The sequence below is a fragment of the Propionibacterium sp. oral taxon 192 str. F0372 genome (assembly GCF_000413315.1).
Lineage (GTDB): Bacteria > Actinomycetota > Actinomycetes > Propionibacteriales > Propionibacteriaceae > Brooklawnia.
Window position 1 is genome coordinate 40,164 of the sequence record NZ_KE340297.1, and the last position, 15,268, is coordinate 55,431.

General features: G+C 62.3%; 13 protein-coding genes. 2 read left to right on the forward strand and 11 right to left on the reverse strand.

The genetic code is table 11. The features are described 5' to 3' along the window. Window positions 1-2: 2 nt before the first annotated feature. From nadD to HMPREF1531_RS00215, 11 genes are all read right to left on the reverse strand, one after another. Window positions 3-698 (reverse strand): nicotinate-nucleotide adenylyltransferase, encoded by a 696-nt coding sequence (nadD, locus tag HMPREF1531_RS00165; RefSeq protein WP_016667862.1) that lies wholly within the window; start codon window positions 696-698, stop codon window positions 3-5. Then, the gene (locus HMPREF1531_RS00170; RefSeq protein ID WP_016667863.1) at window positions 695-1,936 is read right to left on the reverse strand and encodes a glutamate-5-semialdehyde dehydrogenase; all 1,242 of its coding nucleotides are present in this window, start codon (window positions 1,934-1,936) and stop codon (window positions 695-697) included. The genes nadD and HMPREF1531_RS00170 overlap by 4 nt, the downstream gene beginning before the upstream one ends. Before the next feature lie 31 nt (window positions 1,937-1,967). Then, window positions 1,968-3,119 carry a glutamate 5-kinase gene (gene proB / locus HMPREF1531_RS00175; RefSeq protein WP_016667864.1) on the reverse strand — a complete coding sequence of 384 codons (1,152 nt, stop codon included), beginning with the start codon at window positions 3,117-3,119 and terminating at the stop codon, window positions 1,968-1,970. After that, the gene (gene obgE, locus HMPREF1531_RS00180; protein WP_016667865.1) at window positions 3,116-4,639 is read right to left on the reverse strand and encodes a GTPase ObgE; all 1,524 of its coding nucleotides are present in this window, start codon (window positions 4,637-4,639) and stop codon (window positions 3,116-3,118) included. Before obgE ends, proB begins: the two co-directional genes overlap by 4 nt. 161 nt (window positions 4,640-4,800) lie before the next feature. Beyond that, on the reverse strand, window positions 4,801-5,058 hold the full coding sequence (rpmA, locus tag HMPREF1531_RS00185; RefSeq protein WP_016667866.1) for a 50S ribosomal protein L27: 258 nt from the start codon (window positions 5,056-5,058) through the stop codon (window positions 4,801-4,803). Between the two features lie 9 nt (window positions 5,059-5,067). Next, window positions 5,068-5,376 carry a 50S ribosomal protein L21 gene (gene rplU / locus HMPREF1531_RS00190; protein ID WP_016667867.1) on the reverse strand — a complete coding sequence of 103 codons (309 nt, stop codon included), beginning with the start codon at window positions 5,374-5,376 and terminating at the stop codon, window positions 5,068-5,070. 188 nt (window positions 5,377-5,564) lie between these two features. Further along, window positions 5,565-8,345 carry an Rne/Rng family ribonuclease gene (locus HMPREF1531_RS00195; RefSeq protein WP_016667868.1) on the reverse strand — a complete coding sequence of 927 codons (2,781 nt, stop codon included), beginning with the start codon at window positions 8,343-8,345 and terminating at the stop codon, window positions 5,565-5,567. Window positions 8,346-8,591: 246 nt separating this feature from the next. After that, window positions 8,592-9,290, reverse strand: coding sequence for a TIGR03936 family radical SAM-associated protein (locus tag HMPREF1531_RS00200; RefSeq protein WP_016667869.1), 699 nt, complete (start codon window positions 9,288-9,290; stop codon window positions 8,592-8,594). A 1-nt stretch (window position 9,291) separates the two neighbouring features. Then, window positions 9,292-11,238 carry a TIGR03960 family B12-binding radical SAM protein gene (locus HMPREF1531_RS00205; RefSeq protein ID WP_016667870.1) on the reverse strand — a complete coding sequence of 649 codons (1,947 nt, stop codon included), beginning with the start codon at window positions 11,236-11,238 and terminating at the stop codon, window positions 9,292-9,294. Next, entirely contained in the window at window positions 11,219-12,346 is a 1,128-nt protein-coding gene (locus HMPREF1531_RS00210; protein ID WP_156860112.1) for a CPBP family intramembrane glutamic endopeptidase, read from the reverse strand. The genes HMPREF1531_RS00205 and HMPREF1531_RS00210 overlap by 20 nt, the downstream gene beginning before the upstream one ends. Continuing rightward, the gene (locus HMPREF1531_RS00215; RefSeq protein WP_016667872.1) at window positions 12,343-13,713 is read right to left on the reverse strand and encodes a bifunctional folylpolyglutamate synthase/dihydrofolate synthase; all 1,371 of its coding nucleotides are present in this window, start codon (window positions 13,711-13,713) and stop codon (window positions 12,343-12,345) included. Before HMPREF1531_RS00215 ends, HMPREF1531_RS00210 begins: the two co-directional genes overlap by 4 nt. 114 nt (window positions 13,714-13,827) lie before the next feature. Here HMPREF1531_RS00215 and HMPREF1531_RS00220 point away from each other — a divergent pair, with 114 nt between their 5' ends. Next, window positions 13,828-14,394, forward strand: coding sequence for a DoxX family protein (locus HMPREF1531_RS00220; RefSeq protein WP_232210199.1), 567 nt, complete (start codon window positions 13,828-13,830; stop codon window positions 14,392-14,394). Next, on the forward strand, window positions 14,391-15,206 hold the full coding sequence (locus tag HMPREF1531_RS00225) for a DsbA family protein (RefSeq protein ID WP_016667874.1): 816 nt from the start codon (window positions 14,391-14,393) through the stop codon (window positions 15,204-15,206). The genes HMPREF1531_RS00220 and HMPREF1531_RS00225 overlap by 4 nt, the downstream gene beginning before the upstream one ends. Window positions 15,207-15,268 lie beyond the last annotated feature (62 nt).

The window sequence follows — 15,268 nt, forward strand, 5'->3', positions numbered from 1 at the left end:
AATCACACTGGTCCGGCTTCGAGAACCGGCACATCATGGGCCGAAGTGTACAGGCCGCGCTTGGCGACGTACTGGACCACGCCATCGGGCACCAGATACCACAACGGCATCCCCGCCTCCACACGACGGCGACATTCGGTGGAGGAGATCGCCAGCGCCGGGACTTCAATCCGGGTCACCTTGTCGAAAGGCAGATGCGAGAGATCATGTGATTCGATGTCCACTCCAGGGCGCGACACGCCGACGAATTGGGCGAGATCGAACATCTCCTCCACCCCCCGCCAGGTGAGGATCGAGGCAAGCGCATCAGCACCGGTGATGAAGAACAGATCGACATCTGCCCCTCTCTCGGCCTGGATATCACGCAGGGTGTCCACCGTGTAGGTATTTCCTTCACGATCAATGTCCACCCGCGAAACGGTGAACTGCGGATTGGATGCGGTGGCGATCACCGTCATCAGATAGCGGTCCTCCGACCCCGATACCTTGCGCCCTGCCTTCTGCCAGGGGATACCGGTGGGCACGAAAACCACCTCGTCGAGTTGGTAACGAGCGGCCACCTCGCTGGCGGCCACCAGGTGACCGTGATGAATCGGATCGAAAGTGCCGCCCATCACACCCAGACGGTAGCGGCGTAAGGTGTTGCGTTCCCGCGCCAACCCGAGGTCGACGCCATGCTCGTCGTGCTGGTCAGTCATGCACGCGCCTGGCCGGTGCCGGTGACCACGTACTTCGTCGAGGTCATCTCCGTCAGTCCCATTGGTCCGCGCGCATGCAGTTTCTGGGTGGATATACCGATCTCCGCCCCGAAGCCGAACTCTCCCCCATCAGAAAATCTGCTGGACGCGTTCACCAACACCACGGCGGCATCCACCTCAGTGGTGAACCGGCGTTCGCTGATGATCGAGGAGGTGATGATGGTCTCCGAATGACCAGTGCTGTGGGCCCGGATGTGGGCGATGGCCTCATCAAGATCGGCAACCACCTTCAGCGCCAAGTCCAGGGACAGATATTCCCCGTCGTATTCGTCAGGGCTTGCCGCGACAATCCGGGGATCTAGGCCCATAGAGGCATCGTCCCCGTGGATCGTCACCCCCGCCGCATTCATCGCCTCAACCAAGTCCGGGATGAACTGCTCCGCGATTGATGCGTGCACCAGCAGAGTCTCCAAGGCATTGCACACGGTAGGACGCTGGATCTTGGCATTGAGGGCAATCCGTAGCGCCATCTGCTGGTCAGCTGATTCATCAACGAACAGGTGGCAGTTGCCGGTGCCGGTTTCGATCACCGGCACCCTGGAATTGTTCACCACGGCATTGATCAATCCAGCCCCGCCACGTGGGATGAGCAGGTCGATGAGCCCTCGTGCCGTCATCATCTCATCGGTTACCTCATGGCCGCCCTCCACTAGGTCCACTGCGTCGGCGGGAAGCCCTGCGGATGCCAACCCCCCGCGGAGCGCGGCGACAACCACCCGGTTGGTTTCCAAGGCGTGGGAGGAGCCGCGCAGCAGGCAGGCGTTGCCGGTCTTTATGCAGATGCCCGCCGCATCAGCAGTCACATTCGGTCTGGCCTCATAGATGATCCCGATGACCCCCAGCGGCACCCGGATCTGGTTGATATGTGCCCCGTTGGCCATGTCCCAGCCACGGACCACCTCATTGACCGGATCGGCCAAACCGGCCAGCGAACGTAGTCCGGCAACCATGTCGTCGAGACGCTGCGGAGTGAGGGTGAGCCGGTCGATCATCCAATCAGCGGTACCCGAGTCTCTGACCCGCTGCACGTCGACCTTATTGGCCGCAAGGATCTCCTCAGCGCATTCGACGAGCCGGTCCGCCATAGCGTGCAAAGCTGCGTCCTTCACCGCTCTGGTGGCCACCGCCAATTCTCGGGATGCGGCCTGTGCGGCACGCGCCTGGGTGTTGACGTCCATGCGGCAACACTAATGCCGCTGGACGGCGATCTCACAAGCTGTGGTCGAGGGCGACCATGACGTCACGATGCACCACCGCACGCTCGAAGCCTGCTCCCAGGTCATCGGCCATCTCCCGGGAACGGCGCCCCAGCATCGCCGGCAGGTCAACGCTGGAGAAACTCACCAAACCCCTGACAATCGCTTTCCCATCCGGGGTGATAATGTCCACCGGGTCACCGGCGACGAATGTTCCCTCGACGCGGCGAATGCCCGCAGCAAGCAGCGAGGCATTCCTCTCAGTAAGCGCTCTCACCGCTCCCTGATCTACATGCAGACTCCCACGAGCCACCGACGCATGAGCAAGCCACAGCAGTCTGCGAGGCCGACGACGGTCAATCGGGGAGAAGGTGGTACCGGTAGATTGCCCGCCCAGCACGTCGGTGAGCCTGGCCGCATTGGCGAGCACCACAGGGATTCCCGCAGCAGTGGCGATCTGGGCCGCCTGCAGTTTGGTCGTCATGCCGCCGGTGCCGATAGCCGAACCCACTCGGTGGGTGTCGACGGTGAGTTCCTCCACATCAGCCACATGGGAGATTGGCTCGGAATCCGGCTCATCGGGGTGGGCAGTGTACAGGCACTCCACATCGGACAACAGCACCAGGGCATCTGCCCGGACGAGTTGGGCCACCAGCGCGGCCAGCCGGTCGTTGTCACCGAAGCGGATCTCGTGGGTGGCCACCGCATCGTTCTCGTTGACCACCGGAACCGCACCCATCTTCAGCAAGGTGCCCAGCGAGCGCAGGGCGTTGGCGTAGGTCTCCTGCCGGGTCACATCCTCGACGGTCAGCAGTAATTGCGCGGCAAGGATTCCCCGGGCATGAAAGCGGTCGGCGTAGTGCTGCATCAGTACCCCCTGACCCACTGCGGCAGCCGCCTGCTGATGGGCCAAGTCCCGGGGCCGACGCCGCAACCCCAAGGGTTTCAGCCCTGCAGCGATGGCACCGGAGGTGACCAGCACGACATCCCGGCCGCCATCGTGGAAATCAGCCAAAGCGTCGACCAACCGACTGAGCTTCTCCTCGTCGAGCCCACCCGTCTCAGCACTCAGCGAGGAAGACCCGACCTTGACCACGATGCGCCGGGCATCACGTACCGCTGCCCGGACATCGGGTTCTGCAAGCCAGATCTCTTCCTCGCTCACTCCTCCTCCTCGAAATCGCTTGCCAGATCGGCCACCAAAGCCTGGCGACGGGCCTCACGCCAGTCGGTACTCCCGTCGGCCATGAGAACCTCGCGCGAGGCGTGATACTCAGCATCAAGCTCCCGGCGACGCTGCACCGAGGGACGTACCTGCTCCAGACGTTCGTCCCGGCCCCGGCGGGCAAGCAGTTCGGCGCCAGCTTCAATCTGCGGAACGAAGTCGAAGACCACCGGGTTCTCCCCCGCCCCAATCGCCACTGCGTCGCCGGGAACCGCACCCAGGGCGATTAGTTCCGCCTCGACACCCAACCGGTTGAGCCGATCGGCCAGGTAACCCACCGCCTCGTCGTTGCTGAAATCGGTCTGCCGCACCCACCGTTCGGGTTTGGCGCCGCGTACCCGCCACACCTTCCCGCCCATACCGTCGCCCTGGCGTTTGATGGTGAAGCCCTTGCCCTCATCAACCGGCGTCGGCCGCAACACGGTCCGCGGTGTGGGGGTTTCAGCGACCTGGGTACGGCGTTCGGAGACCAAGGCCGCCATCGCGAAGATCAGCTCGGTGAGACCCTCGGAGGTCTTGGCGGAAATCGGGAATACCCGGTATCCGCGCACCTCCAGTTCGGGGGTGACGATCTCTGCCATGTCCTTGGCGTCGGGCACGTCGATCTTGTTCAGGGCTACCAGCCTGGGACGGTCATCCAATTCGCCATGGTTGGTGAGTTCGGCCTCGATGATGTCCAGGTCGCCGAGAGGTTCACGGCCCGGTTCCCAGGTCGCGCAGTCGATGACATGCACGATCGCCAAGCACCGTTCGATGTGTCTCAGAAACTCGTGCCCCAGCCCTTTGCCCAGCGATGCACCCTCAATGAGCCCGGGCACGTCGGCGACGGTGAAAGTTACTTCGCCTGCGACGACCACCCCGAGGTTCGGCACCAAGGTAGTGAAGGGATAATCGGCGATCTTTGGTTTGGCTGCCGAGATCGCCGCGATCAGCGACGACTTCCCCGAGGAGGGGAAACCGACCAGCCCGACATCGGCCAGCACCTTGAGTTCCAGGTCGATGATCCTGGCCTGCCCTTCCTCTCCGAGCAGGGCGAAACCGGGGGCCTTGCGGGTCGCCGACGCTAGAGCCGCATTGCCCAGCCCACCCTTACCGCCCAGGGCAACGACGACTTGGTCCGCCACCCCAAGATCAGCCAGCAATTCACCGCTCTCGTGATCCGTAACAACAGTCCCGGCGGGCACAGGCAGTATGACATCCTCGCCATTTGCTCCCTGCCGATGACCACCCATCCCCGGCTGACCGTTGGAAGCCTTGCGCTGAGACCGGCGATGGTAGTCGACTAGGGTTGTCAGCCCAGGATCAACGCGCAGGATAACCGAACCCCCGTCTCCTCCATTACCCCCGTCCGGGCCGCCCAAGGGCTTGAACTTCTCACGGTGCACCGATGCGCAACCGTTTCCACCGTTGCCTGCAGTCACGGACAGCTGGGCGCGGTCGACGAAAGAAGGAATGGCCATGGAACAACTCTAATGGTCGCCCCACAGCACCAACGGGATACCGAATGGTGGGGTGTGCCCACGGCTCCCGATCCCATCGCTCTGCCAACGAAAGCTCTTCTGGGAACGTGACGAGGGGCCGGTGGAAGACCACCTGCCCCTCTAAGTCATTTGCCTGGCAATCAGACCCCGGTCGGCTCCACATTCACCACACGGCGACCACGGCGGGTACCAAAATTCACGGTACCAGCCACCAAAGCGAACAAAGTGTCGTCTCCGCCACGGCCAACGCCCTCACCCGGATGGAAGTGAGTGCCACGCTGACGGACGAGAATCTCCCCTGCGTTGACACGCTGACCGCCGAAACGCTTCACGCCGAGGCGCTGCGCGTTGGAATCACGACCATTACGAGAGCTAGATGCGCCCTTCTTGTGTGCCATTTCTACTCCTCAGCCCTTGATTCCGGTGACCTTCACCTGGGTGTACTTCTGACGGTGCCCCTGGCGCTTCTTGTAACCGGTCTTGTTCTTGAACTTCAGGATCCGGATCTTCGGCCCCTTGGTCTCGCCGAGAACTTCGGCGGTCACCTTGGCCTTGCCCAGCTTGTCGCTGGCGGTGGTGATGGCGTCTCCGTCGACCAGCATCAGCGGCTGCAAGGAGATCTCGCTGCCCACCTCGTCGGCGACGCGGTCGATCTCGACGACATCTCCCACGGTCACCTTGTGCTGGCGGCCGCCACTGCGCACGATCGCGTACACAACTGACTCACTCTCGTTCCTGCGTCTCCGCGATCTGCGGAGCGTCACTTCCAAACTGGAGAGTGTTCCTCCGAAAAACCGTGGAACACTCAATGCCTACGATGCGCACAACCCACAGGCAGTCGGCCGAAGGCGCACCGAGAACCCATGTTATGTGGCAGACCCAGACTGGTCAAACCACGGGCACATCACTGGTCAACCGTCGCCGACTCAGCCACGAGGACGGTTTGTCCCCCACCCTGGTGGGTACCGTCGACCGTCTCAGCGCCCTGTGCACCAGTCTCAATCTCAATGTGGTGCCGTGCTGCAGCCGCAGCCAGCTTCGCGGTGGCCTGTTTGGCCTCTTCCGATAAGGGTTTGACTTGGTTGGCCTGCTTTTCCTCTGATGAGGCGTTTGCGCCACCGTTCGGCTTGCGACGTGAACGGTTGGCATGGGACTTCCCGTTGCGCTCCCCACCGTCGGCCGGGGCTTGGGATTCCACCGGGTCGTCATGACGAACATAACCGCGCCCACCACAGTGGTCACAGCTGTCTGTGAAGGCCTCAGCCAACCCGGTGCCAATCCGTTTGCGGGTCATCTGCACTAGTCCAAGGCTAGTCACCTCGGACACTTGGTGACGGGTACGATCCCGTCCCAAGCATTCAACAAGGCGACGCAACAAGAGTTCGCGATTTGATGGCAAAACCATGTCGATGAAATCGACGACGATGATGCCGCCCAAGTCACGCAACCTCAACTGACGGACGATCTCCTCCGCGGCTTCCAAATTGTTGCGGGTGATGGTCTCCTCCAAGTTTCCACCCGCCCCGGTGAACTTGCCGGTGTTGACGTCGATAACCGTCATGGCCTCGGTGCGATCAATGACCAGTGAACCGCCGCTGGGCAGGAAGACCTTGCGCTCCAGCCCCTTGTGGATCTGCTCCTCAATGCGAAACTTGACGAATGGATCTCCGTCACTGGACTCCCAGTGCTCGAGTCGCTCGCTCAGCCCGGAGGCAACCGAACCGACATAGTCGGAGATCCTCTTCCAAACATCGTTTCGGCCACCGAGTCCCGAGATGACCAGCTTCGAGAAATCCTCGGTGAAGGTATCGCGGATGATCCGCAGGGTCAGGTCAGGCTCGGAGTAAAGCAGCTGTGGAGCGCTGCCTTGCTTCGACTTTTTCTCAATGGCTTGCCACTGCGCCTTGAGCCGCTCGACATCAGCTACCAGTTCCTCTTGGGTGACGCCTTCCGCTGCGGTACGTACGATCACCGATGACTCGGGGGCGACGACCTCCTCCAGGATTCCCTTCAGCCTGCGACGTTCCTGGTCGGGCAGTTTGCGGGAGATACCGGACAAATGCCCGCCAGGCGAGTACACGACGTAACGACCAGGGATGGACAGATGACCGGTCAGCCTGGCACCCTTGGCCCCCACCGGATCCTTCGACACTTGGACCAGCACGGTCTGACCGGATTTGAAAACCTGTTCCACCTTGCGGGCATCCGACGAGATGTTGAACTGGTCCCAATCCACCTCACCCGCATAGAGGACGGCATTGCGCCCACGGCCGATGTCGATAAACACAGCCTCCATTGAAGGAAGCACGTTCTGCACCCGGCCCAAGTAGATCGACCCAATGAGGGAGGTCGAGGTGGCCCGGTCGACGTAGTGCTCCACGAGCACCCCATCCTCGAGAACCGCCAGTTGGGTGTAATCCTCCCGTTGACGCACGAGCATGGTGCGCTCCACGGATTCGCGGCGGGACAGGAACTCGGCCTCGGTGAGAACAGGAGCGCGGTGCCTGCCTGCAGCGCGGCTGTCCCTGCGACGCTGCTTCTTGGCCTCCAACCGGGTGGATCCCTCGATGCCGGCGATCTCGTCGGAAAACTGGCGGGGTTCGCGGATCTTCACCGCCTCGCCTTGCTCGTCATCGCCCGATCCGGAACCGGAACGACGGCGACGGCGACGGCGACGAGTGGACGATCCGCTCGTGACGGTCTCCCCATCGGCTGCCGGTGATTCGGATTCTGTCTCTGTCTCGGTGACCGGCTCCCCAGCTTCGGTGTCGGTGCCCTCCGCGGACCCAGAGCGACGTCGCCGGCGTCCGCCACGACGGCGACGGCGACGCGGGGTGGACGATTCCTCGCCATCGGATTCTCCTGCGGCTTCCGTAGGCTCCTCATCGTCAGTTTCCGATTCTCCGGTCTGCCCGGTGGCATCCTCCTCAATCTGCTCATTAGCATCGTCACCAGCGGCGATGGCCGCGACCAGTGAAGCCAGCACTTGCTGGGTGTCCACCTCGCCGTCGGCGTTGGTGGGCATCTGCGCACCGATCAAATCCTGGGCGGCCTTCCTGGAGGCCCGGCGCGGCCTGGTCCTGGCGGCCAACTCCACCGCACTGAGCGCGGCAGCAAGCCCCTCATCGGTTTCCGTGGCCGGGGCATCGGCGGCTTCTTCGACAGCGGAATCTGTCTCGACCGGAGTGGCCGGGGTACGCCGACGCAGCCGACCGCTACTCACCCGACGGGTGGTCCGCTTGGGGGCCTCCCCGGCGGAAACATCGGATTCGACAACTGGAGCAGCTTCATCCGCACTCTCCTGGGCCACTTGCTGGGTTTCTGTGACCTTGCTGGAATCGGAAAGGTGGATGCGCAGCATGGTCTCCTGCGGGATCGACTCGGAGGCCTGTGGCGCTGCGGTTTCATCGCCATCAATCTGCGACAAGGTCTCGGCAACCGGGATCTCGGTGATCGAGGCACGTCTGGCGCGAGTGGCGGTCGTCCGTACGTGTGACCGCGTCACCCGCTTGGGAGGCTCAGTCCCTGCGCTCTCGACGGGAGCATTCGCTGCCTCGGTCATCATCGGAGCATCGCTCGGGGGGCCTGCGGGACGGGTCGAGGATCGGCGTCCCTTAGGCGGGCGCGGCAGGTCGTCGGTGAAATTGTTCGTGGAATTCGAGGTGCTCAAGACATCGTCGAGCATCATGGCTCCTACTGCACCCGTGTGGTGCGGCTCGTCATCGCAGCAGCCCTGCGATCAAAACTTCTGGCACATCCGGTGTCAGCGCATCCCCGCGCAATCGAACTCTCGTCCGTTCGCAACTGCCCTTGGCATTGCGCGTTGGGCCTCGTTACGTCGCGGTTGGATGGTATCCATCCCGGTGGTGCGCGTCCGGATGACACGCGTGCCTTCATCACATTGTGCCACAGGCGGACGCGAGTTCATTCTTCAGGCAAGTGGATCGGTGATTCGCCCATCAACCAGTGGCCCCTGGGCCATCCTGGTTGCCCGGGGCGCATCCACCACCGCCACCTCGGGATCGATGGAGATCAGCGCAGCGAAGACATCGTCGGGCCGGACCAGTGGTTCGGTGTGCCGGAGCACCACCTCGACGCCCATCTCGAGCGTCTTGGCCGCGATCAACGCGGTGCACACATCGAGTATCCGCTTGCCCTTTTTCGATGTCCTGGTCACCTCAAGCGAGGATGCAGCGAGCAAACCAGCGATCAATGGAGGAATCGATTCCGAGGGAAATCCGGGAAGTTCGATCTGCCAGGACGAGGCCTGCAACAACTGTGGCAACTTCGTAGTAGAAGCCTCCACCACCCGCACCACACGCATCCCCGGCGGAGTCACCTCGTTAAGGGCAACCAGCAGCTTGCCGGGGTCGACGACGCTGGCAAGCCCCAGCTCGACGTATTCGGCATAGGAGCCGGTTCCGGTGGGGGCCGCCCCGGCATGGGAAATCCTGGGATGACGGGAGAATCCGGAGGAATAGGCCATCGGCACCCGGGCACGACGTAGGACCCGTTCGAGTGCCCGTGAAAGATCACGATGCGAGGCGAATCGGACCGCATCAAGCTTGGTGTACTGGAGCCGCAGCCGTTGCACCGGTGGCGGGAGTTGGACCGGTTGCCTGCGCGTCATCTCACACCAGCTTCGAGTCGGCGACAGTCAAAGGCAGCAACTTCCCTCCACTGGGGCCAATCTCGATGTCTACCCCCAGGTCGGGACAGACCCCGCAGTCATTGCAGTCATCCCAGCGACAGTCACGTACCGGGGTTCCACTGACCGCGGCTTGGTATTCGTCCCACAACCAGCCACGATCCAGTCCCAGATGGATGTGGTCCCAGGCCAGCACCTCGGTCATCGGGCGTTCCCGGGTGGTAAACCAAGCGACATCCACCCCGAATTGGGTGAGCTCCTGTTCTGCGCAGCGCATCCACCGGTCAAAATCAAAGTGCTCGTTCCACCCGTCGAAGACCCCGCCATCACGCCAGACGGCTTCGATCACTCGACCAACCCGGCGATCACCACGAGCCAGTAGTCCTTCGACGAGCCCAGGACAACCGTCGGACCAGCGGATGGAGATCGCCCGGCCACAGGCTCTGTCCTCGCGAACCTTCTGCTTGAGGGCAGCCATCCGCGCATTGGCGGTCTCCGGATCGGTCTGGGCCGCCCACTGGAAGGGAGTGTGTGGTTTGGGGACGAAGGCGCCGATCGAGATGGTGCAGGCGACATCCCTGCTGCCTGCGGCTCGACGACCGGCCTCGATCACGTTGTGGGCCATGTCTGCGATGGCCAGCACGTCGTCGCCGGTCTCGGTTGGCAGGCCGCACATGAAATACAGTTTGACCTGCCGCCATCCGGATCCGAAGGCGGTAGTCACGGTGTCGATGAGGTCCTGTTCCGAGACGTTCTTATTGATCACACGGCGCATCCGTTCGGTACCGCCTTCTGGGGCGAAGGTCAGCCCGGAACGACGCCCATTACGGGCAAGTTCGGCGGCAAGATCAATGTTGAAGGCATCCACCCTGGTGGAAGGCAGGGACAAGGAGACCTCGCTGCCTTGGTAGCGGTTTGCCAGTTGAGCCGCGATATCGCCGATTTCCGAGTGATCGGCGCTGGACAACGACAGCAGCCCGACCTCCTCCAAGCCAGTGGCCTCCAGACCACATTCGACCATCTCACCGATCACCGGCAGCGAGCGTTCCCGGACGGGGCGGGTGATCATCCCTGCCTGGCAGAATCGGCATCCTCGGGTGCAACCACGGAAGATTTCCACCGAATAGCGTTCGTGGATCGTCTCCGCCATGGGCACCACCGGCGCCTTCGGATAAGGCCATTGGTCAAGGTCGGTGAGCACCCAGCGCTGCACCTGCAGCGGCACTCCCGGGCGGTTCGGGGAGACCTTGGCGATTGCTCCGCCAGGACCGTAGGTAACGTCGTAGAAGGCGGGGACGTAGAACTCACCGGTGGCGGCAAGTTGGGCCAGCAATCCGGTGCGTCCCTCGGGCTTCCCTGCGCGTTTCCATGTGCGCAGGCACCGGGAGAGCTCGGTGACCGCCTGTTCACCGTCGCCCACCACCACGACGTCGAGGAAGTCCGCCAAGGGTTCGGGATTGGTGGCGCAGTGCCCACCTGCGACAACAATCGGCATGTCCTCGCCCCGGTCCACAGAATGCACCGGGATTCCCGCCAGGTCCAAGGCATTGAGCACATTGGTATATACCAGCTCGGTGGCCAGCGAGATGCCCAGCACGTCGAAATCCCGCACCCTTCGATGGGTTTCCAGACTCAGTAATGGCACTCCCCGGGCACGCATGAGAGCCTCAAGGTCACGATCAACGCTGAATACCCGTTCGGCAGCAACCCACTCGGTTTGGTTGAGCACCTCGTACAGGATGGCATTGCCTTGGTTGGGCTGCCCCACCTCGTATAGGTCGGGGTACATCAGAGCCCAGCTCACTTCGATGTCGTTCCAGTTCTTAGCGACTGAATTGGTCTCCCCGCCGACGTACTGGACCGGCTTGGCAACGTGGGCCAGCAGGGGTTCGAGTCTGTCGAACCAAGGCTCAGGGGTGTGCTTGTTCATCAGGCACAATGCTAGCCGTGCGGAAACTTCTCACCACCTCGCGGCGCCGGGCGAGCAGGCCGATGAGGAAGGCTGTGAGCACCAAGATCCCGACGCGGATGAATATCTCCGGCCCACTTGTCCCGGCGGACCGGTCGAAGATTAAGGAGATATCCATGAACGGGAGAAATATCTCGGACACCAGGTTGTTCACCACGTGAATCGCAACCGCGGCCTCAAGCCCACCGGTGCGCCAGGTCAACCAGCAGGCGACCATGCCAAACCAGAAATAGAAGATGTTGAGCCAGATGTCCTGGGCCCCGTGGATCACCATGAACAGCAGCGAGGACAAGATACCACCAACGACCAGAGCGACAACAGGCTTGCGGAAGAAGCTGGCGACGGCCCGATTCATCAGCCCACGCAGCCCGAACTCCTCCCCCGCCGCCTGCAATGGGGTGGTCACCAGGATTCCGATGACCAGCAGCACGGTGTCCGAGTTGACACCCAGTTCGGGCATGTCACCCGCACTGCGCATCAACCACGTCTCGACCGCAGTGACGATGACCCAGATTGGCACAGTGACCGCAGTGCACATCCAGAACCATGGCCAGCGGAACCCGCCGACGACCGAGCTAAGCCATTTCGGCGACTGCTTGAACAATAGGAAACCACTCAGCCAAGCGATGGGGATGAGCAAGGCGAGGCTCAGATTGTTCGCCAGGAACAGCAAGGGGGTCATGTGATGGGCGATATCCGCCATGTCCTCGGGAGTCAATCGCCCAGTGGCGATATCGATCCCTCCGACGATCATGACGAGCACGTTGATCACGACGAAATACACCACGCAGGCCAGCAGGAGCGCCAGCAGCGGACGCCACCACTTCCATGAGGTGGTCCGCCAGAACATGTGGTATTCGGTCGAGGTCTCCGGTAGATGGGAAACCTGCGGAGCCGGTGCCACCCACTGCCCTGGGACTGGAGCGCCCCCGGGCCGACCGGCATTCCATAGTTGCCCTTGCGGCTCGGTGGGCGGGTTTCCGGGTACCGACGGCTGGGCCGGGAAGGTAGGTAAACCAGTATTCACCGGATCGGACGGTGTTGCCTGAGGATCTTGCGGGGTCGTCACAGCTTTGACTGTAGACCTCTATCGGTCAACTCCGTGATCAGAAAACGCACTTTTCCAGCCAAATGGACCGAGCCGATCACCAAGACGGTGGCTTGCTCACTGGCCACTTGGCCAAGCCCCCGAGCGGTGCGCAATCCGACCTCCACATCGGGGGCAGTGTGCACCCTTCCCGGTGGGAAGTAATCACTGGCCACCTCGGCTATCTCGTCGACACCCACGGCGCGGGGATCATCGGCCATCGTCGTGACGACGATCTCATCGAGTTCGGCGGCCAGCAGGCCCATCACCCGGTCGATGTCCTTGTCTTTCATCATCGCCACCAGTCCGATGAGCGGGCGACACGGGAAAGCCTCCCGGACGCCGACCAGGGTGGCTGCCACTGCGGGCGGATTATGTGCGGTGTCCAAGACGAGGATCGGATCGTCGTGCACGGCCTCAAGACGTGCAGGAGCAACGACGGCGGCCAACCCATCCTCAATTACCCCAGGCGCCAGCGCTGAGTCACGGAAAGCCTCCACTGCTCCTACCGCCAGGGCCGCATTGTGGGCCATGTGAGCCCCGTGCAGCGGGAGGTAAAGATCTCCAATTTGACCATCGCAGGTATCGATCCGCACCATCTGACCACCCACTGCAGGAACCCGTCCGACAAGACCGAAGTCGATGCCTTCGCGACGCACCATCGAACCGGTTTCCAGACAGCGAGCCTCCAGCACCCGAGCAGCCTCGGCCTCCTGGGCCGAGAGCACCGCGATGGTGCCCTTCTTGATGATTCCAGCTTTCTCCCCAGCGATCTTTGCGAGGGTGTCGCCCAACAGGTGAGTGTGGTCCATGCCGATGGGAGTCACCACCGCGACGCGGGCGTTGGCCACCGAGGTGGCATCCCAACTCCCTCCCATGCCGACCTCCACCACGGCAACATCAACCGGAGCGTCGGCGAAGGCCGCATACCCCATGGCGGTGATGATCTCGAAGAAGGTCATCGAAACCCCGTCCAGTGCCTGTTCGTCGACCATGTGCACCATTGGAGCGATCTCCCGCCAGATCTCATCGAAACGCTCGGTAGACAGCGGTTCGCCGTCGACGCTGATTCGCTCACACACGTCAACCAGGTGCGGAGATGAGAAGCGTCCCACCCGCAACCCCATCGATCGCAGCAGGGCATCGATCATGATTGCGGTCGACCCCTTGCCGTTAGTCCCCGCGACTTGGATAACCGGGCAGGCATCCTGCGGGTCGCCCAGCAGCGTGCACAGGGCCTCGATCCGGGCTAAAGAGGGCTGCGGACGGGATTCCGGCCACCTGTTCATCAAGGCCTCGGCGATCTCAGTGTGCGACGCGTGAACCGGGGGACGAGAGGGTGCGGTCATGCCCGCAGCCTACTGGCCCATTGGTGGGGATCACGCTGGACAAGACCTGCAACGATCCGGCAACACTCCGTAACGGTTGAATGTTTTACTTTCTTGGTCACGTATGCTGCTCACGTGAGTTCCTGGACCGGCCAAGTGGCACCCTCCCAAGTCACCCGCGAATGGCGGGACTGGGTGGGTCTGATCACTCGAATCATCCTCGGATGCGGGCTCTTCTACGCAGGAGCCCTCAAGGTGGGCAACCTGGCCGCCAACGTGGCGCAGGTCGAGTTGTACCAGCTGCCGGTTCCTTCTTGGGCCGAAACGGTCATCGGCACCATTCAGCCGTTCCTGGAGATCGCCGTCGGATTGATGCTCATCCTGGGACTATTCACCAGGGTGAATGCCATCTTGGGGGCACTCGCCATGGCGGTGTTTATCGCGGGGATCATCTGGGCATGGTCCAACGGAATCCAGATCGACTGCGGTTGCTTCAGCGTCGGCGGGAAACTGGAGCCAGGAGAGCAGAACAAATATCTGCAGGACATCGTGCGGGATCTCGGTTTCATCGCCTGTGGTCTGTGGTCGTGGATCCGTCCACGCTCGATCCTGGCAGTCGACAACTGGCTGCTGAAACCCATCGATATCCGCACCACCCTCGACGAGACTGACACCACGACACTGCACGGGAGTACACAGTGAGCAAGAAGGACAACAACCAAGCCGCCCCGGTGGGAACCTCCAAGCGTGCACAGCTGGCTGCCCAGCAGGCAGCCGAGGCCGCACACAAACGCATGATGCGCATCGTCACGGTGATCGGCATTGTGCTCGCCTTGGTGATCGTATCGATCGTGACCGTCGTGCTGGTGCAGAACCACGAGAAGGACCCGGGCACTACGGAGACCACTGCGGAGCAAATCGTCCCGGTGCGGGCAAACGCCGACGGCAACGGCATCGTTTACCACGAATCAACCAAGAACACCGATGCCCCGCTGGTGGATGCCTACCTCGACTACCAGTGCCCGGGCTGTGCTGCGGCATCGAGGATCATCGACCCGATGCTCGAGGAATTGGCCGACAACGGGAGCATCCAACTCGTCTACCACACCCTGCATGGGCTCGATGCCAGACTCAAGAACGACTCCTCCTACCGCTCTGCGATAGCCGCGACCTGTGTCGCAAACCTCGACACCGACTATTTCCCCACCTACTCGAGCACTATCTTCGCGAACCAGCCCAGGCGAGAAGGTATCGGTTACACCAACGAGCAACTGACCAAGACCTTTACTGAATCCGCCGGAATCACCGGTGCAGACCTCGAGACCTTCCAGGCCTGCTACACCGGGCAGGCCACCAAGGACTTCATTGATACGACCCAGAAGACCCTGCCAGATATGGTCACGCTCACGCCCTCATTCGTGACGAACAATAAGGTGTTGGATCTCAATGAGCAGAACCTCGCGTCGAAGGAGGCCTTGCTGGAAGCCATCAAGCAGGCCGCAGGACAGGACTGATCACAGCAGGCAACCCGCAAACCAGCGATGAAACGGCCGGTGGCCGGACTCGGTAGGATGCA